We start from the raw sequence: 25,444 nt of genomic DNA, 5'->3' as shown, positions 1-25,444 counted from the left end.
TTCAGGAATAGCGATAGTCGCGGGCAGCGCCCGAGGGCGTGACGTAGCCGTCTGCGAGATCGGCCTCGATGCGGGCGCGTTCGCGCTCGGAGGCGGGGCCGTAGCCGCCCGCCCCCGCCAGCCGTAGCTTCAGGATGTCGCCGCGCCTCATCTCCAGCATTTGCTTGGAAATCAAAGCGGTCTCCTCCCCGTCGCGCAGCAGGGTGGAGGATGCGAGCGCCCCCGCGCCGCCGCCGAAGAAGCCGTGCGGCGGCTTCACGTGGCGGTCTCCGAGCAGGGTCAAGGTGCCGGCGGCGGCGAGCAGCTCAATGTCCTTGGCGATGCCGCAGCCGCCCCGGGTCGCACCAGCCCCTCCGGTGTCGGGCCGGAAGGCCAATTGATGGACGATGACCGGATTGTAGGTTTCGTGCACCTCCACCGGGATGTTGGCGCAATTGATCACCGGCGCGACTCCTTCCAGCCCATCGGAAGCCTTGCGGGCGCCGTAGCCGCCGAAGATCAGATCGTAATAGATGAAGCGCTTGCCGGTCTCCTCATCCAGGCCGGACAGGATGGGGTTGGACCAGTGCGAGAAGGCGGCCATCACCCGGTCCGGCAGGGCCTTGGCCATGGCGCCGTTGATCAGCTCGAAGATTCGGATCTGGATCGCCGCGCGACCGCCGGAGGGGGCGGGAAAGAGCGGGTTGAAGAAGCAGCCTGGCCGCGCCTTCACTTCGATGGCCCGAAGCCCGCCCTCGTTCTGCGGCAGTTCGGGATCGGTGAATACCTTCACCGCGAAGAAGCCGTGGGCGCGGGTATAGTTGAAATAGGCATTGATGGCGGCGGCCACCTGATCGCCGGACCGAGAGAAATCGATGACCATTCGGTCGCCGCTCACGGTCACATCCACGGCCACCGGGATCAGCCCGTCCGCGCCGGCGCCGATGCCGTCGAGATAGTCGTCGAAGCCATAGGTGCCGTCCGGTATCTCCGCGATGCGCTCGCGCATGCGCGCCTCGGAAGCCGCCAGGATGGCGTCGATGGCCTCGTCCAGCGTCTCCCTGCCCACGGCGCGGACAAGGTCAGCGAAGCGGGAGACGCCCACCTCGTTCGCGTTGCGCTGGGCGGCCAGATCGCCCTCCACCGCCGCGGGGATGCGCACATTGCCGGTGATGATGCGCATCAGCTCGGCATCGAACACGCCTTCCCGCACCAGCTTCACGGGCAGGATGCGGAGGCCTTCCTGGTAGGCCTCCGTGACCCCGATCACCTTCTGCGAGCCCGGCGCCGCGCCCCCCACGTCTACGTGATGGGCGATGTTGACGATCCAACCGGAAAACAGGCCATCGACGAAGGCAGGTGTCACCATGTAGAAATCTGGGAAATGGCCGGAGCCCAGACCGCTGTCGTTGAGCACCACCCCATCGCCCGGGCGCAAGGTCTCGCCCGGATAGAGAGCTGAAACGGTTGCCACCACCGCTGGCATGGAGCCGAGGTGGCCGGGGGTGAAGTTGCCTTGCGCCAGAAGGCGGCCGTGGCGGTCGAACACGCCCGTGGAGAAGTCGTCTGCCTCGCGCACCGCCTCGGAGAAGGCCGTACGGCGCAAGGTGGAGCCCATTTCCTCGGCGATGGAGACGAGGCTGTTCCAGACCAGCGACTGGGTGATGGGATTGACGCTCATGCCTGCCCCCCGATGGCGATGACGAGGTTGCCGCAGGCGCTGATCTCGGCGCGGTCGCCGCTGAGGAGCACGATGGTGGTCTCCGCCTCTTCGATGACGCAAGGACCGATCACGGCCACGCCGGGGGTCATGCGGTAGCGGTCATGGATGTCGATCTCGATGCCCTCCGAGCCCGGATCGAACCATGCGCGACGGGTGCCGATGACGCTGCTGCCGTTCCCGGTGCCGGAGGCGGCGGACAGGCCGGCGCCGATGCCGAGCGCGGCATGGAAGGTCCAGTCCACCGCCTCGATGGCACGCTCCGCGTCGTGATAGCCGTAGGTGCGCTTGTAGGCGGCGCCGAAGGCGGTGCGGAAGGCGGCGAGGAACTCTGCCTCCGGCAGGTCGGGATCGGGCACTGGCACGGTGATCTCGTAGCCCTGTCCGGCATAGCGCGCCGAGGTGACGAGGCCATGGCTGCGGTCGGCCGTGCGCGACAGGCGGTCGAGATCGCTGTCGGCGCGGGCGCGCAGATCGTCGCGCAGCCGACGGATCTGGGGCGTGCATCCGGGCACGAGGGGGATGAGGCGGGTGAGCGAATAGTCCACCTTGGGATCCGCCGCCAGGAGGCCCACGGCGGAGCCGACGCCCGCGCCACGGGGCAGGATGAGCCTTGGAATGTTCAGGCTGCGGGCGAGGCGCGCGGCATGCACCGGGCCGGCGCCGCCGAAACCCACGAGGGCGTATTGGCGCGGATCGCGCCCGCGCTCCACGGAGACGATGCGCAGAGCCCGGTCCATATTGGCCGTGGCCATCAGGTGGATGCCGAGCGCGGCCTCCTCGATGGACAGGCCGAGCGGCTCGGCCAGATGCAGGCGGATCGCCTCGCGGGCACCCGCCAGATCGAGACGCATGTTGCCGCCATTGAAGGCGCCGGGATTGAGATAGCCGAGCACCAGATTGGCATCGGTGACGGTCGGCCGGGTGCCACCGCGGCCATAGCAGACTGGGCCCGGTTCGGAGCCGGCGCTCTCGGGGCCGATGCGGATGCCGCCGAGATGCGGGACGGCGATGGAGCCTCCGCCGGCGCCGATCTCCAGGAGTTCGATGGCGGAGATGTTCAGCGGCAGGCCGGATCCCTTGGTGTATTGCACCTGATCGACCTCGAAGGTCGGCAGGATGGCCGGCTCGCCATTGTCGATGGCGCCGAGCTTGGCGGTGGTGCCGCCCATGTCGAAGGTGAGGAGGTCCTTGATGCCCTCCTCGATGCCCACCGCCCGGCACATGAGCACCCCCGCCGCCGGGCCGCTCTCCACGATGCGCACCGGCGCGCCGGTGGCCAGTTCCGGCGAGACCAGACCGCCATTGGACTGCATGACGTACAGCGCGGCGCCGATGCCTTCCGCCTTCAGGGCAGTCTCCAGGCGCTTCACGTAGCGCGCCACGATGGGCTTCACATAGGCGTTGGCCACCACGGTGGAGGTGCGCTCGTATTCGCGATAGCGGGGAGAGACGTCGCAGGAGAGGGAGACGTCGATGGCAAGGCCAAGGGCAGCGATCCGCTCCGCCACGAGGCGCTCATGGGTGGCGTCCAGGTAGGCATGAAGCAGGCAGACCGCCACCGCCTCATAGCCGGCCTGCACGATCTGGGCGAGCAGCGCGTCGATCTCGGCCGCATCCGGGGCCCTGGGCGCGCGCCCCTTCACGAACATGCGCTCGTCCAGCTCGAAAATATCCCTTCGCTGGATCAGCGGCTCTGGCTTGGCCAGGTGCATGTTGTAGGTGGAATAGCGCTTCTGGCGGCCCAGGAGCAGCACATCCCGAAACCCTTTAGTGGTGATGAGGGCGGTCTTGGCGCCCTTGCGCTCCAGGATGGCATTGGTGGCGACGGTGGTGGCGTGCAGCAGCATGCCCACGCGCGAGGCCGGGACGCCTTCGGCGTGCAGCAGGTCCCTCACACCCTGCACCACCGCCTTCTCGGGAGAGTGGGGCGTGGACAGGGTCTTCCAGAAGCGCGTGCGGCCGCGGGCGGGGTCCTGCAGCACGAAGTCGGTGAACGTGCCCCCGATGTCGAACGAGAGGCGGACGGTGTCTGTCATTGCTTTTCCGGGCAAAAGAGGCGGACCGGGACGATCAGTGTCCGTTGAGGCTGGAGAGGAATTCCCTGGTGCGCGGATGCTGGGGCGCGCCGAAAATCTGCTCTGGCGGTCCCTGCTCCACGATCACGCCGTCGGCCATGAAGATTACGCGATCGGCGGCGTCGCGGGCGAAGCGCATCTCGTGGCTGACCACCACCATGGTCATGCCTTCCTCGCGCAGCTGGCGCATGACCTGGAGCACGCCGCCCACCAGCTCGGGGTCGAGCGCCGATGTGGGCTCGTCGAACAGCACCACCTTGGGGCCGAGCGCCAGCGTGCGGGCGATGGCCACGCGCTGCTGCTGGCCGCCGGACAGGGCGGAGGGATAGAAGTCGGCGCGCTCGGCGAGGCCCACGCGGGCGAGGAATTTCAGGGCCATGGCTTCCGCCTCGGCCTTCGACTTCTTCTGCACCTTGCGCAGCGCCAGCATGACATTCTGCTTGGCCGTCATATGGGCGTAGAGGTTGAACGACTGGAACACCATGCCGATGTCCTGCCGCAGCTTGTTGAGGTTGGTGGAGGGCGCGCAGATGTCCACGCCGCCAACCCAGATCTTGCCGTCGGAGGGCTCTTCCAGCCGGTTGCAGCAGCGCAGCAGGGTGCTTTTCCCTGAGCCGGAAGGCCCGATGATGAAGACCATTTCCCCCGGCATCACCTTCAGGTCCACCGCCTTGAGGATGTGGGTCTGGCCGAAGGACTTCGTCAGGCCGCCAAGCTCGAGGATGGGCGCGACATAAGGCGTGGAGGATGGGGGGAGGCTCACGTAGCGGGTCCTCTGCTGCCAGATGCAGGCGATTGTTCCACTGAGTGAAACAAGATATTGTAAAATGGAACGCCTTTGATGGGGTTCGTCAAGCTGAAAAATGAGGCTTGCCGTTTTCCGTGGCGATTTCCTGTGGCGTTTCGGATGCGGGGTCGGCGAAAGCTCGCCTTTTTCTGATCGAGGTGTCGGGAATCTGGGGCCGGGAATGCGCCTGAAGCAGACGAATCAAGAAGCATGCCATTCCATTGTTCAGAACACTGCGTCGGAGAGGAGGCCCGTCGCTCTTCGAATTTCATATTCGTCCGGCTCTTGCCAAGTGAGGCCTGACGGCGTGATTTTCTTTTTCATCGCGGCGGTCGGCGTGGGGATGAGGCCTCGCTCTCCAGCCGATGTGCGGGCGTCGCGTCGCGCATGCAGGACCTTCGCACAAAGTGACGATGTCCATCTTTCGGTCCACAGTGCAGAACGCTATGCTGCTCATCGAAAATGGTGCGCGCCGGTCCATGCGCCGTCAAAGACTCAGTGGGAGGCCAGATGTCGGAGTTGAAGACGAAGTCTGTTGATGCCGTTGTCCGTGCGCTACAGATTCTGAAGAGTTTCGACACCAACGCAAAAGATATGTCGCTGGCGGACATTTGCCGGCGTACCGGGATCGTCAAGAGCACAACGCTGCGCATGCTGCTGTCCCTGGCGGAAGAGGGTATGGTCACCATCACGCCCGATCGCCGCTACGCGCTGGGCCCCGAGCTGTACCGCCTCGGCAAGCGCTATGCCGACAATGTGGATTTCGAGGACCACATCCGACCGGTGATGAAGGATCTGGTGGCCAGCACGCAGGAGTGCGTGTCCTTCTTCCAGCGGGTCGGCAACAAGCGCATGTGCCTGTTCCGCGAGGACAGCGACCAGTTGCTGCGCGAACATGTGGCGGAGGGGGACACTGTGTCCCTCGACAAGGGGGCTGCGGGCCGGGTCCTCACTCATTTTACCAAGCATGACGCCTTGGCCCCGGCTCCAGGCAAGACATTGGAGAGCCTGCCTTTCGTCTCCATCGGCGAGCGTGATGCGGAGATTGGCGGCATCGCCGCGCCGGTGTTCTCGAACGTCGCCGGCCTCGTGGGGGCCATGACCATTTCCGGTCCCCTGACGCGCCTGACGCCGAGCCGGATCGCGGCGCTTCAACCCCTGGTTTACGAGGCGGCGGCCCGGGTGTCGAAGGCGCTCGGCGCGCGCTTCTACGGCTGATCCTGTCCGGGGAGTGGGTGCCTCGCCTGCCCTCTGCTGCAGCATTGCCTGGCCCAATCTGGCGCCACGTGCCGACCGAATGGGCATTTTTATGAGTGGGGCGCTTTTTGTGCAGTCGGATGCAGATGGAGTCTTGACCCAGCTTCCACATGTGTTCCAATTAACGAAAGATCGTTCTACACAATGAAACGATCATTTCCCTTCCAGTGACAGGAGAACCACGTTGAAGCTTCTGCATACGGTTCTGTTCTCGGCCGCCATGCTGGCCTCTGTCGCAGCGGCCAAGGCGCAGCAGCCCATCGTCGCTGCAGCCGACGTGGGTTACGCCCCCTTTGCCGTGGTGGGCGATGACGGCAAGTTCAAGGGCATCGACATCGACATCGCCGCGGCCCTGTCGAAGGAGATGGGCGTGGAGATCAAGGTCATCGACCAGCCATGGTCCGCCACCATTCCAGGGCTGATCGCCAAGAAGTTCGACATGATCCTCGCTCCGGCGACAATCACCGCCGAGCGGGCCCAGAATATCCTGTTCGCGGAAGGCTATGGGGATGCCACCTACGGCTTCCTGCTGAATGCCAAGGGGCCCGACGTAAAGTCGCTGGAGGACCTGAAGGGCAAGGTGGTCGCCACCAACAAGGGCAATCTCTTCGATCGCTGGATCTCCGCCGAGGCGCCCAAATACAACATCACCGTTCAGCGCTTCGACAAGCATTCCGACGCCGCTGCCGCCGTGGCATCGGGCCAGGCCGATGCGGCTGTGATGTACACCGCCTCCGCCGGCTGGCTCTCCAAGGAGAACCCGATCTTCAAGCCCTCGACCTTCTATGTGGATCGCAAGGAATATTTTGGCTACGCCTTCAATCTGGACGATGCCGCGACCCGCAACAAAGTGGATGCGGCCCTGGAATGCCTAAAGACCAAGGGCGTGCTTGGCCAGATCTTCCAGAAATGGACCGGCCTCCCGCCCGTCAAGGGCGGCATGACGGAGACCGTGGTCCCCGGCTACGGCCCCGAGGGCATGCCCCATTATGACCCGACGCCGCACCCTTTGAACTGCAAAGCCTGAGTGCCCGTCGCCCCGCCGTCCGGCGGGGCGACGTCCACCTGCGCCCGACCGCCTGCGGATCCCGATCGATGAACAAACTCACGCACGCCTTCTTCAACATCGATGTAGCACTGCGCTACCTGCCGGATCTCCTGAAGGGGCTGCTCGTCACCATTGAGCTGTCGGTCATGGTGGTTTGCACGGGCCTTGTGCTCGGGATCCTGCTCGCCATGCTGCGCAGCGCCCGCTGGCGGGGCGTGAACGCTTTGATCGCTGTGTTCGCGGATGTCATGCGCGCCTTGCCGCCCCTGATGATCATCGTGGTCGGCTTCTTCGGCATGCCCTATCTCGGCCTCCGGCTCAGCGGCATGTTCGTCTCCTGGGTTGCCCTGAGCCTCGTCCTGGCTGCCTTCACCGAGGAACTGGTCTGGGCCGGCCTGTCCTCGCTGCCGAAGGGGCAGAGCGAAGCGGCCCGCTCAACCGGCATGTCGCTCACCCAGGTCCTAATTTATGTGCTTCTGCCTCAGGCGCTGCGCCGGGTCATGGCGCCGCTCACCAGCCGCGTCATCGCCACGGTGAAGAACACCTCGCTCGCCTCGGTGGTGGCGGTGCCCGATCTTCTTGCCGAAGCCAGCGCCGCGCTGGGCTATGCCTCCAATGCGACGCCGCTGATGGTCGCCGCCATCGGCTATCTGCTGTTCCTGGTTCCCCTGGTCGCCTTCAGCCGTCGCCTTGAGCGACGCTTCCGCTGGGCTTGAGAGGAGGTCTGCCATGGAGACCTTCATCCATCAGTTTCTGAACCTCGCCATCGCCGAGCGCGTCCTGCCCAATCTCCTGACGGGCCTTCGGATGACGCTGCTGCTGGCGGTCATCACCGTGCCGGTCGGCCTTGCGGTGGGGCTCGCCATCGCCGCGCTACAGGAGGTGCGCGGCCGGGTGCTGACGGGCGCGCTGATCGTCTATATCGACTTCCTGCGTGCCTTCCCGCCTTTGGTGCTGCTCATCTTCATCTATTACGGCATGCCCTTCCTCGGCCTGGAACTGTCCTCCATCCAGGCGGTGTGCGCAGCCCTCATTCTCAACACCTCGGCCTATTATGCGGAAGTGTTCCGGGCCGGCATCGAGAGTGTGCCGAAGGGCCAGGTCGAAGCCGCGCGCTCCACCGGGCTCGGCATGATCTCCACCTTGCGCTTCGTGGTGCTGCCTCAGGCTGTTCGCAATGTGCTACCCGACCTCATGTCGAATATCCTTGAGGCGATCAAGCTCACCTCACTGGCCTCGGTGGTGACGCTGCCGGAGCTGCTGCGCACCGCGCGTATCGCCCAGGGCAACATGTTCAATACCACTCCGCTGGTGGTGGCCGCGTTGCTCTACCTGCTCATGCTCTGGCCGCTCGTCCGTTGCATTACCGTTCTTGAGCGCCGCGCCATCGCCAAATGATAAATGAAGGTCGTCCCTTTATCGTTCATTCGCACTCAGTTTATTATGAAATCTGGTCATCATTTCAGCTCCGTGACCGTGCCCGCTACACATTTCTATTTTTTGAAATTGAATATCCACTTCCAGATACTCGATGTAGCGCCCAGATGATCCACCGTCAAATCGCCCGGACAGCCGAAATGCCGGATATGCCTTGCCATCTTCTGACTGTCGCTTCCTCTTCCTGATGTGTCGAATCGTCAGTCTGCAGCGGTGAAGGAAACCCCAATTCCCTGCCAGCGCTTCAATAACACAACTTTCTTGGAATTCGCCATAATAGCCAATTACCAGAATTAGTTGTTACATTTGTAATTGAGAGAATTCTGATTCGATCAATTGATACTTATGATCGGGAGGCCGCTCCGAAGATGAGCGCGGCGTTTTTTAGGATGTCGCGCTCCATCCGCAACCGCTCGTTCTCCCGCCTGAGCCGGGCGTTCTCCGCAGCAAGGTCCGCCGGCGACGGGGCCGCCGCCTACGGCATCGGGCGCTGCGCCGCTCCCCTCGCCTGGGGTGCGAAATCTCTCACCCACCGCCGCAGAACCGTCTCGTGCAGTTCCAGCTCCTGCGCCACCTGAACGGTGGAAAGGCTGCTGGAGGTCACCCGGTCAACGGCCTCCTGCTTGAGCGCCTCTGGAAAAACCCGACGCCGTGGGCCCATTGAACACTCCTGTGAAGCTCGCAAAAGCTAACAGGGGTGTCCACAAAACCGAGGAAGATCACGTCCCGCCCGCCAACGCGGCAAGAACACGGACCCGAATATCAAATGACAGAGCCTTCACCCTACCTACCGGCCTCCACCTCCGACAGGCAGCTTGAATAAGGTTCTGCGTGATTTGGAAAGCTCTGCTGCTTCACGATGATCGCTACCGCTCTAGGACAACTGAGCGCGGCCTCGCTGCCCATCGGCCCGTTGTGCGTAGGCGCCGCACGGGAGTTTTCCACCGCCCGCCAACGGGTGGGGCTGGTGGTCTCCTCCGCGGCGGTGAAGTTTCTTCTGATGCCGGTGGCGGCCCTGTTGCTCGCCCCTTCGACCACACCGGCAAGGCGCTCACCATCGCGCTCCTGTTTCAAATCCTGCCCCACCGCCTCCTCCGCCTATATCATGGCGCGGCAACCGGGCAGCGACGCACCGCTGATGGCCGGCATCACCGCCCCGCAGACGATGGTGGCAGCAGCGATCATTCCCCTTGTGCCGTCCGTTCTGGCCGGCGGGGTCCGCGCTTGAGGGCAGACTCCCGTTCTCCATAGGCCGAGGGCCGGAAGGGGCGAAGGCTCCATTCCGGGCCGAGGCCACGCATGCCCAGCCGGGCATAGAGCAGCAGGAAGGCGAGCTGCGCTGCGCTGCGGTCCTGCGGCTGGTGGAGCATGGCGATGATGTCGGCCCAGTGCCGGTCGACCTCCGTGCGCATGGTTACGGGCACGGGCATGCGGGACGGCAGGGTGCCGAGCGCCTCGAATGCCTGCGACCAGCCCTCGAACAGAAGCTCAGGGGTGCCGCGATAGGTCAGGAAACCCGCCAGCCGCCGCGCCGGACGCTCGGCCACGACCAAAGCAGGCACGTCATAGGCGGACGCGACGATGCAGCCGTGCAGTGACTGCCCGACGAAAGCCGACGAAAACGCCAGCGCCGCCGTGATCTCCCGGAGCGATGCGGGGGCATCCAGCAGGATGTGAGGGCAATCCAGATACGCCGCAGTGTGGCGCGCCGCCTCGTCATCCCGGAGCCCCGGGCCGATGGCCACCAGGATCGGCACGAGGCCGCTGGCCCGCGCATGGGCGGAAATCTGCGCCGCAATGTCCGGGAAGGCCTCCATCTTCAAGAGCCGGCGCACCTGGATGGCCAGGAAGCGCTGTCCCGGGTCGAAGCCGGCTCGGGAGACAAGGCCCGCGAAGTCCTTGGCCAGGCCCTCACGCGGCCAGAGGGCGGAAATGTCGAGCACGGTGTCGGGGGACACGCAGGCGCGCCCCTCAGCCTGGGGCCCCAGAAGCCGCTGGCTCTCCGCATCGCGCACGGCGACCCGCTCCGCCACGTTCATGGCCGCCAGGGCGAGCGCGCGGATCTCGCTGCGGATGAAGGGACGCATCACGCCGGGCGCGTTCCAGGCGATGGGCACGCCGGTGACGCAGGCCTGAAGGGTCGCCCCCAGCCACAGGCCGGAAAAGTAAGTCTGCGCCCAGGTGCCGCCCGGATCGTCCTTCACGTCCGAAATGCCGAAGAAGTCGGTCACCGGCATGTCGGAGATGATGTGCCCCCCGCCCACCAGGATGCCGGCGCCGGGTGCGCCCGCGAACAGGTCCTGAAGCGAGAGGGCGGGCAGGCTGTCCGGCCAGGACCGGCGCGCGGTGGGCGCGACGGGCACCACCTCATAACCGGCTGGGGCGAGACGGTGGCGGGCGACGAGCGGAAAGAGCACATCGCCATAATTGAAGATGTCGAAGTTCCCGCACACATGGACGCGCCGAGCGGCGCCTTCGCCCTCAGTCATGCGCGGGCTCCCGTCGGGCCTTGGATGCGGCCCCCGCGGCGGCCTCGATCACGCGCGCCACGAGGGGATGGAACAGCCCCTGTGCGATCAGGTCCGAGGCGATGAAATGATCGTCCGAATCCACCGGGATGGTCACCACGTTGGGCACGTCGCGCAATTCGTTGGCGTGCTGGCCGTCGCGCAGATGCTGGGCGCCGTAGGCATGGAAGATGGTGGTGCCTGGAGCCCCGCGCACCAGGCCGGCCAGATCCCGGGCATGGGGCGGTAGAACCGATGCGATATAGCGCCGGCTGAGCCGCATGGGGGCATTGCCACTCTCATCGGTCGGATCCATCACCGGCGCCGACAGAGACAGCGCCGCTGGCGCGCCCATGAGCACGGCGAGGCGGATGGCCGACCAGCCGGCGAACGAGCCGCCGAAGGGAATGGCGGGCACATTGTCGAGCGCGTCGCAATGGCGGCGCAGGGCGGCGATCATGCTCGCCTCGTCCGCGCCGAGGCTCGGCAGGCCGCCGGTGAAGGCGCGGCGGCTGTTGTCGCGCAGATAGATGACGTTGACTGGGTGGTCCGCCAGCAGCACGTCCACATGGGTGAAGGGCAATCCGCCCAGGTCTCCCCGCACGCCGCTGAGCACCAGGAAGGTGGCCCGTGCGCCCGGCTTCGTCACCACGCGGAAGTCGCACATGGTGTCATTGTCGAACCGCGCCGTGGCGTCCCACGCCTCCAGGGGCTTCGATTGCAGGATGGTCAGCACGCGCTGGGCGAAAAAGCCGATCTGCGGCTTGTCCACGATCTGCTGGAGAATGGCATAGCCCTGAGGCGTGTCGCGATGGCGCAGACACGCAAGGGCGTATTGGTACTGCCAGTGGGCCTCGGCCTCCTCGGTGCGTGCATGGGCCTGAAGGCGATCGAACAGCGCTCGGTCGACCTCGCGGGGGAAGGCGGCGCGATTGTAGCGTTGCAGCAGGAGATGGTCGTCCGGCCATTGCTCGATAGACCGGATGATGGACTGCGTCACGTCCTCCTGGGAATTGGCGACGCTGCCGGTCAGGTTGATCCGCCGCAGCATGGCTTTGCGGGTAGGGTCGGCGGCGAACACACGCTTGGCCAGAGCCAGCGCCTCCTGGAACTTGCCGGTGAACATCAACAGGTCCACCTGCATCGCCTCCGCCTCCCGCGGCAGCGGGCCAAGGGAGAGGGCTTGGTCCAGCATTGCGAGCGCTTCCGGAAACGCCCGCTGCTTCATGGCATGTCCGGCGCGCTTGGTGAGGACGAAGCGGTCGTCGGGCCCGCCGGTCATCAGCTCGGCGAGCGCCTCGTCGAGACCCAGTGAATCGGTCCAGGCCCGGGTGAAGGCACCCAGCGCCCGCCGGCGCGTGGCCTCCGGCAAGGGGGAGGACCAGACCTCGGCGCGCAGAAGTGTGCCAGCCGAGGTCAGGCGCCCGGCGGACAGATCCAGGTTGAACTGGCGCAGCGCCAGCCAGGGATGGCGCGGGAAGCGGGTGCGGGCGGCTGCCAACGTCCGGGCAAGGGCCTCCCGCTCACCGCGCGCCTCGTGAAAATCGCACTTGAGGGTGTGGAAGCGGGGCAGGTCGGAGTGACGCTCCAGCGCGCCGTCCAGCAGCGTACCAACGGTCTCGTCCGCCTGCCCGGCCTTTAGGCGCGTCTCGATCTCCAGAAGCCAGGCGGCCTGTGGCACCTCGCCGAGGGCGCGTGCCGCGCCGAAGCGCGCCAACCCCGCCTCAGTGCGCCCCACCGCTAGGTCCAGTTCCGCGAGCTTCAGGAGGGCGAAGCGATCCTGCGCGCCGCCCTTCAGGAGGCCGCCGAGAAAGGCAGCACGATCGCCTTCATCGCCGATCGCGGCGCACAGGCTTTCGAGCGCCTCCAGCCGGTTTCCCTCGGGCAGGCTCGCGCACCAGATCTGCGCCTCGAACAATGCGCGCGCGTCCGCTCCGTGGCCGGTTGCCAGAAGCCGTCGGAAGGCGTGAAGGGCGATGCGGGCATTGCGGGGAAAGCGGCGCCGCGCCTCGGCGAGCTGCGCGTCCAGCGCCAGGCCGTCGCCCAGGGCGTCCAGTTGGCGGATCCGCAACAGGTGAAGGCGGGGATCGGAGGGCCAGGTCTCAAGGCAAGCGAAGATGTCCCCGTCCACAGCCTTTGGCCCCTCGGCCGACAAGGCTGCGGCAAGCCGTGCCAACTCTTCGTCCGGGCACCGGGGCAAAACTCGGGCGGCATCCGAAGTGGGTGCGGTTTCCACCTTCCCTGACCTGTCCTGCTGCGCCATGGACGGTCAGACCTCCTCTTCCTGCGCCAGGCGCCGGCCGAGGATGGCCACCACGCCGTTGATGGTGGGATCGTCGAAGAACCAGCTGGGATCGATCTCGATCTCGAAGGCTTCCTCCATCACGCCTGCCATGACGATCACTTCGACGGAATCCAGGCCGTACGTGTCGAAATTGGCATCCAGCGGGATGTCTTCCTTGCCCATGCTGAGTGAGGTGGCCGCATAGTTCACCAGCCAGTCCCGCAGGGCCTGGGGAGAAAGCGTGGTCATGAGGAAAGCCCCTTCTTATGGGCGGACGTGATCCGCATCGGCAGGCGGGCCGGACGGCGGACGCCGAGCTGCATGTGCCAGTCCGGCCGGCTGTCTTCGAGTATGCAGCGATAGTCGCGGCTGATCATTTCCAGGAACAGGCTGAGCTGCATCCGCCCCAGATTGGCGCCGAGGCACACATGGGCGCCGCTGCCGAAGAAGAGCGGGACAGGCCCGGTGCGATCGAGCGCGAAGGTGGCGGGATCCTCATAGGCGGCCGGATCGAAATTGCCGCTCTCTACTTCGCACACCATCTGTGTGCCCGCGGGAATGCAACTGCCGCCCACCTCCAGGTCGCGCACCGCCACGCGCTGGATCAGCACGCTCAGCACCGAGCTGTAGCGCAGCACTTCGTCTACGGCGGTGCGGTTGAGTTCAGGCCGGCGTGCCAAGGCGTCGAACCCGTCGTGAAGCGCCAGCAGATAGAGGGCCGCCGAGAAGGAGGCGCCGATGGCGTGGGTGGCGGCGAAGATGAAGGTGGTGAAGGTGTTGATGAGATCGGTATCGGACAGCTGCGCCTCGCCGCGTCCGGCGGCGATCAGTTCGGCAATGGCCGGCGCCGGCGTTTCGCCGAACACCTCGGTGGCCACCAGGCGATGCAATTCCGCTGCCCGGCGCTCCAAATCCGCATAGGCCCGCACCGGCAGATAAGGAAAGAGCCCCTCGTCCAGCACGTCGAGGGCGATGTTGCGCACGCGGCCGATGACCTCCTCGGATAGGCCGAGGGCGGCCGAGGCCACCTTGATGGGCAAGGGCGAGCACAGGTCCGTCGTGGCGTCCACCTTGCCGCCATGGGCCAACGCATCGAGCGCCGCGCGCATCTGCCCCGCCACCCGCTCGCGCGGTGCGGCGTCCGTCATGTGGCGCACCATGGCCCGGTAGAGGGGCCGCACCGCCGTGTGGAAGGGGGCGTTGCGGGCGAGAAAGAAGCCTCCGATGAGGTTGCCGAAATGGGTGATGTCCGCGCCTTGCCGCCGCGCCACCCGCATGAGTCCCGCATAGGCGTCCGCGCATTCCACATCCGGGTGGCGGATCACCTTAAGGAGATCGGCGTGGCGGCTTACCCGCCAGAACTTCCCGCTCTCCATGGGGCGGGGCGGGGCATGGCGAATGTCGAGCCAATAGGGATAGGCACGGGAGGTCTGTCCGGCTTCGAGAATCGTCATGGCCGCACCTCGCCACCGGACAGGAGATGCTGAAACTGGCGCCGGGTTTGCGCGCGCATCAGCTTGCCGCTGGGGGTACGGGCGATGGCGCCCGGGGGCATGATCAGGATGTCGGTGGGCAGGAGGCCATGCCCCTCGGCGACCGCGCGGGAGATGGCAGCTTTCAGGTCCTCCGCCCCGACCGGCCCGCCTGCCCATTCGCAGACGATGGAAAAGCCCTCCTCAGCCCCCGGCGCCGCGAAGACAGCCGCTTCCAATGATTCACCAGCGTCGTCCATGGCGCGGACGGTGGCCTCAATGTCCTCGGCATAGTAGTTGGCACCGCGCAGGATGATCATGTTCTTCAGCCGCCCCACCACATGGAGCGCCCCATCCACCCACCGGCCGAGATCGCCTGTACGGAGATAGGCGACGCCGTCGATCGCGACGCGGCGCTCGGGATCGGGCACCGCCGTGCCGGTCTGCGGATCCCAGAAGCCCGGGCTGACAGCAGGACCGGCGACACAGACCTCGCCCACCTCGCCCTCATCCGCCACGCCCTCCTCCGCCAGGAGGATGACGCGCGTCGCCCGATGGGGGCGGCCGCAGGCCACGGAGGGACGGTCGGCGCCAGGGCTTGCAGACTTGGGGAAGCTGTGCAGTTGCACTCCCGCCCCAGCCACCCCACCGGTCACCATCAAGGTGGCCTCGGCCAGCCCGTAGCACGGATAAAGCGCCCCCGGCGGGAAGCCCGCGGGCGCCAGATGCGTGGCGAAGCGCGCCAAAGTCTCGGCCCGCACCGGCTCGGCGCCGCAATAGGCCATGGTCCACCGCGACAGGTCGAGCCGCGCGACCGCCTCCGGCGGGACGGCACGGACCACCATGTCATAGGCGAAATTGGGCGCACCGCTTGTGGTGGCGCCATAGCGATCCATGGCCGCCAGCCATCGCAGTGGCTTCTGTAGAAAGGCCAGCGGCGACATGAGCGTGGTCTCAGCGCCGAGGAAGAGGGGGGTGAGCGCGTTGCCGATCAGGCCCATGTCATGGTGCAGGGGCAGCCAAGACACCGCGCTGTGTCCTGCGCTCTGGCGCATGGCATCGGCGATCGTGGCAAGGTTTGCGGAAAGATTGGCCTGAGTAATCACCACGCCCTTGGGCGCGCTGGTCGCCCCGGACGTGTATTGGATGAAAGCGGTATCATCCGGCCCGCTCCCGTGGAGGCGTTGGAGGGGCGCCTCCTGCTTGAGGTCTTCCACCGCCAGCACGCGCACGCCCGGCGGCGCCAGCGCCGCAATATCCGCAACGTCGGCAGAGGCCGCGAGGGCGGCGGGACAGATGAGCGCCGCGGGGCTCACATGGGCGACGATACCCCGAGTGCGGGCGAGTGCGCGTCGGTCGGCGAGCGAGGGGACGGGCACGGCGATGGCGCCAGCAAACAGGCAACCAAGAAACGCGCGCACATAGTCAAGCCCCTGGGGCAGCAACAAAATGACCGGGCGCCCCGTCAGACCCGCGCCCTTCAACCCGCTCGCGATGGCGCGCGCGGCAGTGGCAAGGGAGGCATAGGTGTCGGCATCGCTCTCGCGTTCGCCTCGATCAAGGTAACGCAGCGCGATGCGGTCGCCGCGGACCGAACCATGGGCGTTGATGACAGACGCCAGTGTTGGCTCAGGCGGATATGCCGGCGCGTGCAGCCCCTCGACGCCCGCACGGTATGGCCCACTCCCGGGCCCCAATGGAACCGCACCTTGCTTGAACATTCGGATGAACCGCAGCAGCTGATTTCCATGTGCCCTAAAACGCTCGATACCGGGATAATCAAGCTTTGAAAACACATTTTTAGCGATCATCGCGTCGGAGAAGAAGTAAATGGCTCGCACAACCTAAGATTTATAAATATTTCCATATGTATAAATCGGCATCATTATACCTCATTACATAATTTTAATGTGAGAGACTGCGGGAACATTTCGCTGATTTGCCCCTTTCAGGGGGTTGGCAAGATGTATTGAGTGTGAGAGTGCGGGAGCTTAACGTCATCACGGTGGGTGAGGTCACCAGTCTCTCCTGGCTCGCCCCCCACGACACCTCCCGCACTCCTACCAGCGGCGAGACAAGAAGAATGAAAGTGCCGCATCGCGTGCCATGCGTGGCCTATCCTGAAGCGGGCGCTTGCCAGCGCACCGTGACCCTTAGCGCCGATCGCAAGTCCCTTTTGCTCTCGGGGGACCTGAGCATCGCCTGCAAGCATTTGGACGACCTGTCCGCGATCACGGTGGAGACGGCGCCCCACGACGAGGGCGTGCCAACGCTTTACTGGCCGGTTCCTCGCGGCTACGTGCGCGTCTATCTGCGCCTGGACAGCTTGCTGGCGACACTGGACGGCGCCACCACATCCGCAACGGGGCGGGCACGGCTCGCCCTCCACCCGCTCGCCGGTAGCCTCACCTGCGAATGGGTTGCCATTCTGCGGCGCGAGGAACAGGGCGCCTTCCTGTTCCATCGCAAGCTCGCGGACAATGTGGCGTTTACCGCCGCCGAGCCCGAGCGGACCTGGGATGTCGCCCTTCCCCGGAAAGAAGACATACCCGCCGCTTCCTTCTTCCTGGGCTTTCAATTGCCCGCGGCGGAGGCCCGGTTCCGGCTCCGCCATTTCAGCCTCCGCCTCCTGGCCACGGAAAGCGAGAACGGGGCGCTGACGGCCAGCCTGCTCGGCTTCGTGGAAGGCTGGTCCCTGGCAGACGATGCCACACTCCAGGTTTTCGCCGCAGACGAGGAAACGGCCTGGACGCAACCCGTTGGACACGGACGTTTCACGCTGCCACTCTCCCACCCCGACGCGCCGCCACCCACCGCGGTGCGCCTCGTCTCCGGCGACACCCAGCTCGCCTATCTGGACGTGAACACCCCGGCGCAGGGCACCCAAGCCGCTGAGGGCGCTGACGGACCGAGCGTCCTCGCGCCGGACGAGGCGGAGCGGCTCTACGAGCAGGGACGTATGGAGCTCCTCTGGATGCTCTCGCAGGCCCTGTCCCTCCCGACGGCCTCTCACCGCGCGCCCGGGGATCGGTACGCCCTCGACCTTTTCCGCTCCCGCGCGCTTCTCGACCTGAACGCCGCCGAGAGCGCCTATGGCGGGTTGAAGTCCGCCTTATCGGACATCGCCGGCTTCCAAACGCTCTCCCCCAACACGCAGCGGCGCTTGCGGATGAGCTTCGTGCGTGCATGCCTGCGGAGCGGGCGCGTCCCGGAAGCGGAAAAGGCGCTCCAGGCCATGCAGGCGGCCGATCCGTTCGACTGGGAGATCTACTTCCAGCTCGCGACCATGACGGGCGCCGCCCAGCCCAGGCAACGCGAAACCTACTTGCACATCGCCGACACGCTCAACGCCAACCTGCCCACGCCAGCCCTTACCGTGATCTTGGAAGACCTCCTCGCGCAGCATCGCACAGACGAGGCCTGGGTGCGGGCGCTGAAGGAGATCAAGACCCGGGGCGCGCGGGGCGTGGACCTATGGCTTTCCCTCGCAAATATCCACCTGGCGCGAGGCGATCGCATCAACTGGGCGGCCTGCACCCGGCGGATGTTCGCGGAAAACGGCCTGTCGGAACCGGACCTTGAAGTGACCCGGGATCCGGGGGAGGACGTCTTCCATCGCCTCGCCGGAACCGCCGAGCCGGGCCCCATGGCGGAAGCCGATCCGCGCGTTACCGTCATCATGACCGCCTACAATGCGGAACGCACCATCAAGGCAGCCGTACTGTCTGTTCTCGCCCAGACCTATGGCAACCTGCGCCTCGTGGTGGTTGACGACCGAAGCACCGACGATACGCGCGCCATTCTCGCCCAGATCCAAGCCCAGGATGACCGTCTGGAGATTCTCCAGACCCCGTTCAATGCCGGCACCTATTTCGCCAAGAATTTGGCGCTGGCCACCCGGGCATCCGATTATTTCACCTTTCACGATTCCGACGATTGGATGCACCCCGAGCGCATCGCGCTGCACATGGAGGCCATGCGGTCCGACCCCCGCCTCGCCTGCACCATGTCACGCTGGTATCGCATGGACCAGCGCGGCACGGCCGTGGCACGCCGTGCGGGCGGCTATGTGCACGACAATCCGGCGTCCACCTTCTTCCATGCCAGCCTAATCAAGCGCATCGGTTATTTCGACTGCGTGCGCACCGGCGCGGACACGGAGTTTATCGGACGCATCCGGCGCCGTTTTGGCGATGCCAGCGTCCAGGTTATCGCCAAGCCGCTCGCCATCGGTCTGCACCATTCCGCCTCCCTCACCCGCTCGGGCGCGGCGGCCTTTGACGAGCACCGCTATTCCGCCCCTCGCCTGGCCTATTGGGAGGCCTGGGTGGACTGGCACCGGCGCTGCGTGGTGGGGCCGGGCGGCGTCCGGGACCTCTATTTGCCGTTCCCTCACCATCCGCGCCGGTTCCAGGCGCCGCTGGAGATCCTGTCCGAGCGCGCGGCGGAGCTGTTGCAGACGGTGGCTGGGGCCTGCTCCGGAGACGAGCCGACGCAAGACGAGCTTCGCCGCAGCGCATGAGGGATGACAAATGGATCAGCCAGCCCGAGGGAGGCGCCGGTGAGCAAGGTCGAGGACAGCATCCGCCAGCAGCAGAAAGAGGCGCAGAACGCCGCCTTCATGGCAGAGGTCGCCTCCTGGTTCGAGGGAAAGATCTTCACCGCCGACTGGGTGACGCGCAAGGCCCTGCGCTGGCAGCGTTTTCTGCGCGGCCTGCGCAAGGAGAGCGCCAATGTACTGGAGATCGGCTCCTTCGAGGGACGCAGCGCGGTGTTCCTGCTGAACTTCCTGCCGCAGTCGCACATCACCTGCGTGGACTTCTTCAAGGGCGAACTGGATGCCCGCTTCGACGCCAACCTGGCCCCCTTCGGGCCGCGTGTGACCAAGCTGAAGGGAAGCGCTGCCGGGCACCTGGACGGGCTCAGGCAGGCCGTCGCCCGCTTTGACCTGATCTATCTCGACGCCGGGAAGAGGCGGGATGACGCGCTCGCGCTTTCGCTCCTCGCCTGGCCGCTCCTGAAGACCAACGGCATCTTCATTTGGGACGACTATGACTGGGGCATGGATCGCCCGCCGGCAGACCGTCCCCATGACGGCATCGCCACCTTCCTGAAGCTGCACGCGGGCGACTACAGCCTACTCTGGGACAAAGGCCAGGTCTTCGTGCGCCGCCTCAGTGCCGGCGATACCGGCACCGGCCACAGCCCGCTCACACCCGATCTGTCTTATTGAAGGCTGCCATGACCCTCCCGGACGCGGACGCACAAGCGACAAACGAGCACGACAAGTGGGTCGCCTATTGGAACGACCGCTTCGACCTCATCTATTATCAGGCGGTGGACTACATCATCCGCACGGTGGGGGCATCGGCCACCTCCCTGCTGGACGTGGGCACCGGCGGCTGTCCCTATCTGGAGTGGTTCGATTGGATCGAGCAGCGGGTCTCAATCGACATCCGCAAGCCTTATGCTTCCGCCAATGTGCAGGGCCTGAACGCCAACATCCTTACCGACCCAGTGCCGGATGGATTCGAGCTGTGCACCTGCCTCCAGGTGCTTGAGCATGTGCCCGATGCCGGCCCCTTTGCCCGCCGCCTCACCGAACTGGCGCGCACAGTGGTCGTCTCGGTGCCCTTCAAGTGGCCGGAAGGCAAGACGCAGGGCCATGTGCACGATCCCGTGGACCTGGAAAAGCTGTCGAGCTGGTTCGGCCGACCGCCCAACTACCACATGACAGTCCAGGAACCGCTTCGGCGCACCAAGAATGTCCGCCTGATCGCCATCTACGACCGCGACCCCAAGCGCGTGTTCGGCGCCGACCTGGTTTCCGGCCGACGCCCGAAGCCGGCGCGCGTCACAGGCTGAGGACCTATTTGGCGTCGTCCTCGCAGACGGGCGGAAACTTCGTCTGCCCGTCGTCTGTTCAAGGCTTTTGGTGCGGCCTCCATCGCCATGGGCTGATGAACCATGATCGCCCACGTTTCCCGCCGCATCGGCGCCTGGAACAGGCCATGGGGGGAAAAGGGAGAGAAAAGCGTGCGATGGGTGACCCGCCCCTGGCACCGGACAAGGCCTGGGTGACCGACATCCCCTACATCCGCACCCTTCGTTCCTGAAACACGCTGGCGCTGGTCCTGGATGCCGGCGCTGGCGGCTGGAAGCCTCCTGGCGGGCTCGCAAATGGATCGGGAAGCGCGTTTGTGTGTTCGGCCGCCGTGTCGAGTTCGATCTGATCGAGGAGGACAGCATCACCACCCCGGACGGGATGTGTTCGGGGGCTGTCGCCTCAGCCCGGAGGGGGCAGAATTTTGGTCAAGGCATTTCCTCTCCCCAGCGCGGAAATGCCTTGAGATCGAGGTCGAACAGGTCGAGCACCCGCCCGATGGTATGGGTCACCATGTCGTCCAAGGTCTCGGGGCGGGAATAGAAGGCCGGGACGGGCGGGGCGATGATGCCGCCCATCTCGGTGATGGCGAGCATGCTCTTAAGGTGCCCGGCGTGCAGCGGCGTCTCGCGCAGCATCAGCACCAGCCGACGCCGTTCTTTCAGGCAGACGTCCGCCGCCCGGCTGATGAGACCGGACGTCACACCATGCGCAATGTCGCTCATGGAACGCACCGAGCACGGCGCCACGATCATCCCCATCGTGCGAAAAGAGCCACTGGAGATCGGGGCGGCGATGTCGCTTGGCGAATAGACCACGTCTGCCAGGATCCGCAGATCCTCTGAAGACAGGTCCGTCTCGTAGGCGCGGGTCATCTCACCCGCCTTCGAAATGATGAGGTGGCTTTCGATCTCCAGTTGCCGAAGTGCCTTGAGGAGGCGCACGCCATAGACGATGCCTGTGGCGCCGGTGATCCCCACCACCATGCGCCTGGGAACGGTGCTCATCCTTATTGTCCCCGGTCAGGCTGGCGTCGAGCCGACGTGCCGTGGATCGAAATTGGGCGGTGCCGATGGCTTCGCCTCGAACGCAAACGGGCGGTCGGACAAGGTGTAGCGGTACCATGGGGCATCATTCATGCGCCCAAGCTTGTGCCGCAGGTCACCAAACGCCCCATAGATGGCCTTGTAGGGCTGGCCGTGAAAATGCTTGAGAATATCCAGCCAAGCGCGCGGCTCTGCGGCTATGAAGGCCTCCATTTCCCGTCCGATCTCTTCCTCGCTCATGACGACCAGATCTGCGGGCGGATCGCCGAGATTGGTGACCGCGCTCTTGATGAACTCATCCGGATTCCAATGCCCGCCTATGGGCTTGGTGCAGTCCATGCCGATCTTTGAAGCCACACCCGGCTCGATGCATTTGGGATCAACCGTCATGGTATTGCAGTCCTTGAGCATGACGGTGTCCCGGTCGGGCATGTAGCGGAAGGCCATGGCTGCGAGCACGGCCTGATCGTCCCAGATGTCCACATCGTCGTTGAAGACCATCGCGACCTTGGGCAACCCCTGCTTGGAACAGGTGAGCATGAGGCCCAGCGCCTGCTTCGCATCACCAGCTCCGAGCGGCCGGATCTTTGCGTAAGCTATGTTGGACAGCCCGCCAGCCGGACTGCGCACCTCCACCACATCAATTCCAGCGAGCCGAAGCGCCCCATAAAGGTCAGCTTCGATTGCAGGAAGCTGCAGCATGTTGTCCGTGTACCAGGGATGCAGACCACCAATCGTACAATGCTGGTAGATCGGATTCTTGCGATAGGTCATCGCCTTCACCTTGAGGCGATAATTGTGCTTCATGCCGCCGCCATACATGCCGGTGAACTCGCCGTATGGCCCCTCGTCGAACGTAAGGCCTTCCGTTGCCATGAGCTCGCATTCAAGAACGAGCTCGGCATTTGCGGGCACCATCACGTCAATGGTTTCACACTTTACCATCTTGGCGGGCGCCCCATAGAAGCCGCCCAAAACCTCAAAATCATCGGTGTCCCCCGGCACGCCCACAAGTGCGGATATCTTGTCGAGGGTCGGTCCCCCGACCACCATGGCAACCTCGAGATTTTGCCCCTTGGCCGCTGCAGCCATGGCGTGGATGCGCTGCCGGTGCGAGGTGCAGGTCATGTCGACCGACTTCTCGTTCTTGGAACGGAACATGGAGCGGTAAATGCCCCAGTCATAGACGCCGGTGTCCGGGTGCTTGCTGATGAAGAGATTGTCGTTCGTATAGGCGTGACCGTCACGGTCGTGATGGAGGAAGAGCGGGAGCCGGGTCAGGTCGACGTCATCGCCCTTCAGGATCACGTCCTTGCAAGGTGCAGTCTCCACTGTCTCCCACTTCACGCGAGCCTTGGCTTTCTCAACCATTTTGCGCCCGGTTTGCGTCTTGTCGCATTCCATAACCCAGGCGTACATGTCCTGATTGGAATAGGCATTCCCGAGCACCGAGAATTCGCAGTCCTTGATCTTCTCAATCAGAACGGCCTTGGTCGGGTGAGCCTCCAGCGTGGACGGGATCTGGTCGACCCGAATTTCATCAGTGACACGCACAAGGAAGCCAGCGTCGTCCATGGCCTGGACGAACTCGGGAAGCGACTGCTGCGAAGGCATGAGGAAGATCTCCGGACCGCGGGTCACGAAATCGCGTTTCAGGAAAAAGCCGGGTCAGACACCCCAGATTCCACATAGGCACGAAGATGATCCAAGAGCGCGCCCCAGAGGGTGTTGCACTTCGTGAAATTCGCTTCGTCGTGCGGCCAACCGCCGTGCACCACCCGCACCTTTGTCCTGCCGTCATCAGTTGCGGCAAGCGTGAAGTCCGCCGTAGTCCCGGTGGCGTCTCCCGGCCCTTCGGTGCAGGTCCAAAAGACTCGCTTGGGGTCGTCCTGGTCAATCCGCCATGTAAAGTCCGGCCGCCCGGCATAGTGCAGGGTCCAACTTGACCCGACAGCGCCCGTTCCTGCCACACTGGGCGTGTTCCAGCCTTTCAACCCTTCGCTGGTCGTGAGCGCCGTATGGACGGCCTCCGGCGCTGCAGAGATGAAGATTTCATGCTTAAGCGAATGCGCGCCAGCCATCAGGCTCTCCATTTTTTCGATACTGATCAGACGCATTGGGAGAACGCAAGTGGCCCTCGTTTCCAGCGAGTGCTGTTGCCAGTGCCGCGGTAGGTAAGAGTTCCGACACCAAAGAGCAGGACGCGTGAAAGGGATGGGCGCGTGCTTCTTGAAGGCCAATGTTAGGATAAACATATTGAGATATGATTGTATAAATTTTTTTATACATTCTATAGTCGTTTTTAGCGGTATGAATTTACAATCATGGCGAGTAAAAAATACAATACAATCGATTAATTGAACAAGTTTAAAACTATATACTCAAGAGGGGCGGAGTGCCTCTCTAATAATTAAAAACCACGATCCCGATCAAAATGAATATCGAAACAAATCCGAAAAATATTGCTGCGAACGAGATTAAGATGACGCTGGCCAATGAGCGCAAGGATCCGCGCGGGGAGGGCGAGCCTGGCGCGCCCGGCCGGAGAGTTTGCGCGCACAGGCCAACCGGGCGCTCACCGATGACATCCGGCTGATCCACGCGGAGAGCCGCGGGACCTATGGTGCGCCGCGGATCCATGCGGTTCTGCGAGGACACGGTCGGCGCGTGTGCCGGTCCCGGATCGAGCGGCTCATGCGCCGCGCCGGCATCCGGGGCCTGGCGGCCTCGCCACGGCCGAGATGGAACGCAGAGCGGCTTAACCCCGTCCACTTTTTCGGGGGAAGATCATATCTCGGTGTCCACGAAACCGGCAGCAGGCCATCATGATCCTGCTTTCAGGTGGCCAGGAGGTGGGAGGTGGCTTCGCCCGTCGGCACGAAGCGCTCCACATGGACCGCAGCCGGATCCGCTCCATGTGCCATGAGGAAGACGCGGGCGGCATCGGACATTGCGGGCGGCCCGCACAGATAGATGTCGCGGCCAGGCACGTCCGCCGGCCGAAGCAGATCGGTGGCGTGCCCTGACACGGTCGCGCCGGATGCCGGGCCCTGGCTGACCGCCGTTCTCACATCAAGCCCGGGCAGCCGGGTTTGCAGCGCCGCCAGCCGGTCAAGGCAGACGAGATCGCCCGCCTGGTTCGCGCCATAGCACAGGCAGACCGCGCGCTCGGGGGCATTGTCCGCCATGTGAGCGAGCATGGCGAGCAGGGGCGCAATGCCCGTGCCACCGGCGACCATCAGGAGGGGGCGCCTGCCGTCCCGCAGATAGAAGGTTCCGCGGGGGCCGTCGCACGCCAATTGGTCGCCGGGCGTGGCGCGATCCCGCAGATAGTCCGACATGGCCCCAGTGCCGAGGAGGCGGATGAGCAGGTCCAGGGAGCGCTCGCCGGAGGGGGCATTGCACATGGAATAGGACCGCATCACGCCCACACCGGGGACTTCCACGTTGATGTACTGGCCGGGGAGGAAGGCCAACGGCTTCAATCCCAGGGTCCGGGCGGTGAGGCGAACCACGGACGGGCCGAGCCGCTCCAGGGCTTCGATACGCATGGAGAAGGTCTTCGCCGGCAGGAGCTTGGTGCGCTCATACGGCATGCGGAGGGTCACATCCCCCGCCGCTGCGCTGACGCAGGTCAGCACCTCACCCTCTGCCATCTCCACCTCGGTGAGCGAGGTGGTGGCAAGTTCGTCAAGTTCGACGTCGCCGGTCAGGAGCGTGCAGCGGCAGGTTTGGCAGTCGCCGACTTCGCAGTCGGAACTCAGCGCCAGGCCGTTGCGGCGCGCGGCAGCCAGCAGCATCTCGCCCGTGCGGGCCGTGATGGTGGTGCGTTCGCCGTCCGCGAAGACAAAGGTCACGTCGGGCATGGTGCGTCTCCTTGGTGGCCGGACGCGCATGGGCGCTCCCGGCTGTCGGCCGTGGGTGAAGAGGGGGGAAGGAGGCCGG

General features: G+C 65.0%; 21 protein-coding genes and 2 pseudogenes. 10 read left to right on the top strand and 13 right to left on the bottom strand.

Annotation, left to right across the window (positions count from 1 at the left end):
* Position 1: 1 nt before the first annotated feature.
* Genes PV781_RS07610 through PV781_RS07600 form a run of 3 tightly spaced genes read right to left on the bottom strand, consistent with a single transcriptional unit; the run spans position 2 to position 4,540 of the window.
* The gene (locus PV781_RS07610; protein ID WP_274775032.1) at positions 2-1,660 is read right to left on the bottom strand and encodes a hydantoinase B/oxoprolinase family protein; all 1,659 of its coding nucleotides are present in this window, start codon (positions 1,658-1,660) and stop codon (positions 2-4) included.
* Positions 1,657-3,738: a hydantoinase/oxoprolinase family protein gene (locus PV781_RS07605; protein ID WP_274775031.1), complete on the bottom strand. Its 2,082-nt coding sequence runs from the start codon at positions 3,736-3,738 to the stop codon at positions 1,657-1,659. Before PV781_RS07605 ends, PV781_RS07610 begins: the two co-directional genes overlap by 4 nt.
* 34 nt (positions 3,739-3,772) lie before the next feature.
* Positions 3,773-4,540, bottom strand: coding sequence for an amino acid ABC transporter ATP-binding protein (locus PV781_RS07600; protein ID WP_274775030.1), 768 nt, complete (start codon positions 4,538-4,540; stop codon positions 3,773-3,775).
* Between the two features lie 534 nt (positions 4,541-5,074).
* Between PV781_RS07600 and PV781_RS07595 the strand changes: the two genes are divergently transcribed.
* The 4 genes from PV781_RS07595 to PV781_RS07580 all read left to right on the top strand — a co-directional run bounded on the left by PV781_RS07595 (position 5,075) and on the right by PV781_RS07580 (position 8,267).
* The gene (locus PV781_RS07595) at positions 5,075-5,782 is read left to right on the top strand and encodes an IclR family transcriptional regulator (protein WP_274775029.1); all 708 of its coding nucleotides are present in this window, start codon (positions 5,075-5,077) and stop codon (positions 5,780-5,782) included.
* Between the two features lie 223 nt (positions 5,783-6,005).
* Positions 6,006-6,848 carry a substrate-binding periplasmic protein gene (locus PV781_RS07590; RefSeq protein ID WP_274775028.1) on the top strand — a complete coding sequence of 281 codons (843 nt, stop codon included), beginning with the start codon at positions 6,006-6,008 and terminating at the stop codon, positions 6,846-6,848.
* 68 nt (positions 6,849-6,916) lie between these two features.
* Positions 6,917-7,585, top strand: coding sequence for an amino acid ABC transporter permease (locus PV781_RS07585; protein WP_274775027.1), 669 nt, complete (start codon positions 6,917-6,919; stop codon positions 7,583-7,585).
* Between the two features lie 13 nt (positions 7,586-7,598).
* Positions 7,599-8,267 carry an amino acid ABC transporter permease gene (locus tag PV781_RS07580; RefSeq protein ID WP_274775026.1) on the top strand — a complete coding sequence of 223 codons (669 nt, stop codon included), beginning with the start codon at positions 7,599-7,601 and terminating at the stop codon, positions 8,265-8,267.
* A gap of 386 nt (positions 8,268-8,653) precedes the next feature.
* Here the strand turns inward: PV781_RS07580 and PV781_RS07575 are convergent.
* Positions 8,654-8,967, bottom strand: a pseudogene (locus tag PV781_RS07575) (transposase); the annotation flags it as partial.
* A 198-nt stretch (positions 8,968-9,165) separates the two neighbouring features.
* Between PV781_RS07575 and PV781_RS07570 the strand changes: the two are divergent.
* Positions 9,166-9,534: an AEC family transporter gene (locus PV781_RS07570; protein WP_274775025.1), complete on the top strand. Its 369-nt coding sequence runs from the start codon at positions 9,166-9,168 to the stop codon at positions 9,532-9,534.
* Here the strand turns inward: PV781_RS07570 and PV781_RS07565 are convergent.
* From PV781_RS07565 to PV781_RS07545, 5 genes are read right to left on the bottom strand one after another with little or no spacing between them, the layout of a single operon-like run.
* Complete coding sequence (locus tag PV781_RS07565; protein WP_274775024.1) at positions 9,488-10,795, bottom strand: polysaccharide pyruvyl transferase family protein; 1,308 nt, start codon at positions 10,793-10,795, stop codon at positions 9,488-9,490. The two genes, PV781_RS07570 and PV781_RS07565, sit on opposite strands and share 47 nt — an antisense overlap.
* The gene (locus tag PV781_RS07560; RefSeq protein WP_274775023.1) at positions 10,788-13,076 is read right to left on the bottom strand and encodes a tetratricopeptide repeat protein; all 2,289 of its coding nucleotides are present in this window, start codon (positions 13,074-13,076) and stop codon (positions 10,788-10,790) included. Before PV781_RS07560 ends, PV781_RS07565 begins: the two co-directional genes overlap by 8 nt.
* Positions 13,077-13,082: 6 nt before the next feature.
* Entirely contained in the window at positions 13,083-13,346 is a 264-nt protein-coding gene (locus PV781_RS07555) for an acyl carrier protein (RefSeq protein WP_274775022.1), read from the bottom strand.
* Complete coding sequence (locus PV781_RS07550; RefSeq protein ID WP_274775021.1) at positions 13,343-14,551, bottom strand: cytochrome P450; 1,209 nt, start codon at positions 14,549-14,551, stop codon at positions 13,343-13,345. Before PV781_RS07550 ends, PV781_RS07555 begins: the two co-directional genes overlap by 4 nt.
* A complete protein-coding gene (locus PV781_RS07545) occupies positions 14,548-16,290 on the bottom strand; it encodes a fatty acyl-AMP ligase (protein ID WP_274775020.1) in 1,743 nt (580 codons plus the stop codon). The genes PV781_RS07550 and PV781_RS07545 overlap by 4 nt, the downstream gene beginning before the upstream one ends.
* 362 nt (positions 16,291-16,652) lie before the next feature.
* Here PV781_RS07545 and PV781_RS07540 point away from each other — a divergent pair, with 362 nt between their 5' ends.
* The 4 genes from PV781_RS07540 to PV781_RS24105 all read left to right on the top strand — a co-directional run bounded on the left by PV781_RS07540 (position 16,653) and on the right by PV781_RS24105 (position 20,996).
* Positions 16,653-19,091 carry a glycosyltransferase gene (locus tag PV781_RS07540; protein WP_274775019.1) on the top strand — a complete coding sequence of 813 codons (2,439 nt, stop codon included), beginning with the start codon at positions 16,653-16,655 and terminating at the stop codon, positions 19,089-19,091.
* Between the two features lie 39 nt (positions 19,092-19,130).
* Positions 19,131-19,802 (top strand): class I SAM-dependent methyltransferase, encoded by a 672-nt coding sequence (locus PV781_RS07535; protein ID WP_274775018.1) that lies wholly within the window; start codon positions 19,131-19,133, stop codon positions 19,800-19,802.
* Between the two features lie 8 nt (positions 19,803-19,810).
* Positions 19,811-20,434, top strand: coding sequence for a class I SAM-dependent methyltransferase (locus tag PV781_RS07530; protein WP_274775017.1), 624 nt, complete (start codon positions 19,811-19,813; stop codon positions 20,432-20,434).
* A gap of 208 nt (positions 20,435-20,642) precedes the next feature.
* Entirely contained in the window at positions 20,643-20,996 is a 354-nt protein-coding gene (locus tag PV781_RS24105; RefSeq protein WP_425532371.1) for a DUF5818 domain-containing protein, read from the top strand.
* Here PV781_RS24105 and PV781_RS07525 read toward each other — a convergent pair.
* The 3 genes from PV781_RS07525 to PV781_RS07515 are packed head-to-tail and all read right to left on the bottom strand — an operon-like array spanning position 20,882 to position 23,616.
* Entirely contained in the window at positions 20,882-21,460 is a 579-nt protein-coding gene (locus PV781_RS07525; RefSeq protein WP_274775016.1) for a UbiX family flavin prenyltransferase, read from the bottom strand. The genes PV781_RS24105 and PV781_RS07525 overlap by 115 nt on opposite strands.
* A 15-nt stretch (positions 21,461-21,475) precedes the next feature.
* Positions 21,476-23,113, bottom strand: a complete 1,638-nt coding sequence (locus tag PV781_RS07520) for a UbiD family decarboxylase (RefSeq protein WP_274775015.1) — start codon at positions 23,111-23,113, stop codon at positions 21,476-21,478.
* Between the two features lie 38 nt (positions 23,114-23,151).
* The gene (locus PV781_RS07515) at positions 23,152-23,616 is read right to left on the bottom strand and encodes an SRPBCC family protein (RefSeq protein ID WP_274775014.1); all 465 of its coding nucleotides are present in this window, start codon (positions 23,614-23,616) and stop codon (positions 23,152-23,154) included.
* A gap of 391 nt (positions 23,617-24,007) precedes the next feature.
* Here PV781_RS07515 and PV781_RS07510 point away from each other — a divergent pair.
* A pseudogene (locus PV781_RS07510) lies at positions 24,008-24,235 on the top strand (IS3 family transposase); the annotation flags it as partial.
* Between the two features lie 101 nt (positions 24,236-24,336).
* On the opposite strand, the gene PV781_RS07505 reads toward PV781_RS07510, so the two are convergent.
* A complete protein-coding gene (locus tag PV781_RS07505) occupies positions 24,337-25,365 on the bottom strand; it encodes a 2Fe-2S iron-sulfur cluster binding domain-containing protein (RefSeq protein ID WP_274775013.1) in 1,029 nt (342 codons plus the stop codon).
* Between the last annotated feature and the right edge of the window lie 79 nt (positions 25,366-25,444).

Origin of the sequence: Aquabacter sediminis (assembly GCF_028863665.1) — a bacterium.
Lineage (GTDB): Bacteria > Pseudomonadota > Alphaproteobacteria > Rhizobiales > Xanthobacteraceae > L1I39.
Note: the sequence above shows the minus strand (reverse complement) of the source record. Positions and strands in the feature narration are given on the sequence as shown.

What these genes read in the sequence shown, in the direction of transcription:
- PV781_RS07530 (WP_274775017.1), top strand. Translation starts at nt 19,811, where the DNA reads ATGACCCTCCCGGACGCGGACGCACAAGCGACAAACGAGCACGACAAG.
- PV781_RS07605 (WP_274775031.1), bottom strand. Translation starts at nt 3,738, where the DNA reads ATGACAGACACCGTCCGCCTCTCGTTCGACATCGGGGGCACGTTCACC.
- PV781_RS07595 (WP_274775029.1), top strand. Translation starts at nt 5,075, where the DNA reads ATGTCGGAGTTGAAGACGAAGTCTGTTGATGCCGTTGTCCGTGCGCTA.
- PV781_RS07565 (WP_274775024.1), bottom strand. Translation starts at nt 10,795, where the DNA reads ATGACTGAGGGCGAAGGCGCCGCTCGGCGCGTCCATGTGTGCGGGAAC.
- PV781_RS07515 (WP_274775014.1), bottom strand. Translation starts at nt 23,616, where the DNA reads ATGCGTCTGATCAGTATCGAAAAAATGGAGAGCCTGATGGCTGGCGCG.
- PV781_RS07555 (WP_274775022.1), bottom strand. Translation starts at nt 13,346, where the DNA reads ATGACCACGCTTTCTCCCCAGGCCCTGCGGGACTGGCTGGTGAACTAT.
- PV781_RS07610 (WP_274775032.1), bottom strand. Translation starts at nt 1,660, where the DNA reads ATGAGCGTCAATCCCATCACCCAGTCGCTGGTCTGGAACAGCCTCGTC.
- PV781_RS07560 (WP_274775023.1), bottom strand. Translation starts at nt 13,076, where the DNA reads ATGGCGCAGCAGGACAGGTCAGGGAAGGTGGAAACCGCACCCACTTCG.
- PV781_RS07550 (WP_274775021.1), bottom strand. Translation starts at nt 14,551, where the DNA reads ATGACGATTCTCGAAGCCGGACAGACCTCCCGTGCCTATCCCTATTGG.
- PV781_RS07505 (WP_274775013.1), bottom strand. Translation starts at nt 25,365, where the DNA reads ATGCCCGACGTGACCTTTGTCTTCGCGGACGGCGAACGCACCACCATC.
- PV781_RS07570 (WP_274775025.1), top strand. Translation starts at nt 9,166, where the DNA reads ATGATCGCTACCGCTCTAGGACAACTGAGCGCGGCCTCGCTGCCCATC.
- PV781_RS07525 (WP_274775016.1), bottom strand. Translation starts at nt 21,460, where the DNA reads ATGAGCACCGTTCCCAGGCGCATGGTGGTGGGGATCACCGGCGCCACA.
- PV781_RS07580 (WP_274775026.1), top strand. Translation starts at nt 7,599, where the DNA reads ATGGAGACCTTCATCCATCAGTTTCTGAACCTCGCCATCGCCGAGCGC.
- PV781_RS07520 (WP_274775015.1), bottom strand. Translation starts at nt 23,113, where the DNA reads ATGCCTTCGCAGCAGTCGCTTCCCGAGTTCGTCCAGGCCATGGACGAC.
- PV781_RS07540 (WP_274775019.1), top strand. Translation starts at nt 16,653, where the DNA reads ATGAAAGTGCCGCATCGCGTGCCATGCGTGGCCTATCCTGAAGCGGGC.
- PV781_RS07545 (WP_274775020.1), bottom strand. Translation starts at nt 16,290, where the DNA reads ATGTTCAAGCAAGGTGCGGTTCCATTGGGGCCCGGGAGTGGGCCATAC.
- PV781_RS07585 (WP_274775027.1), top strand. Translation starts at nt 6,917, where the DNA reads ATGAACAAACTCACGCACGCCTTCTTCAACATCGATGTAGCACTGCGC.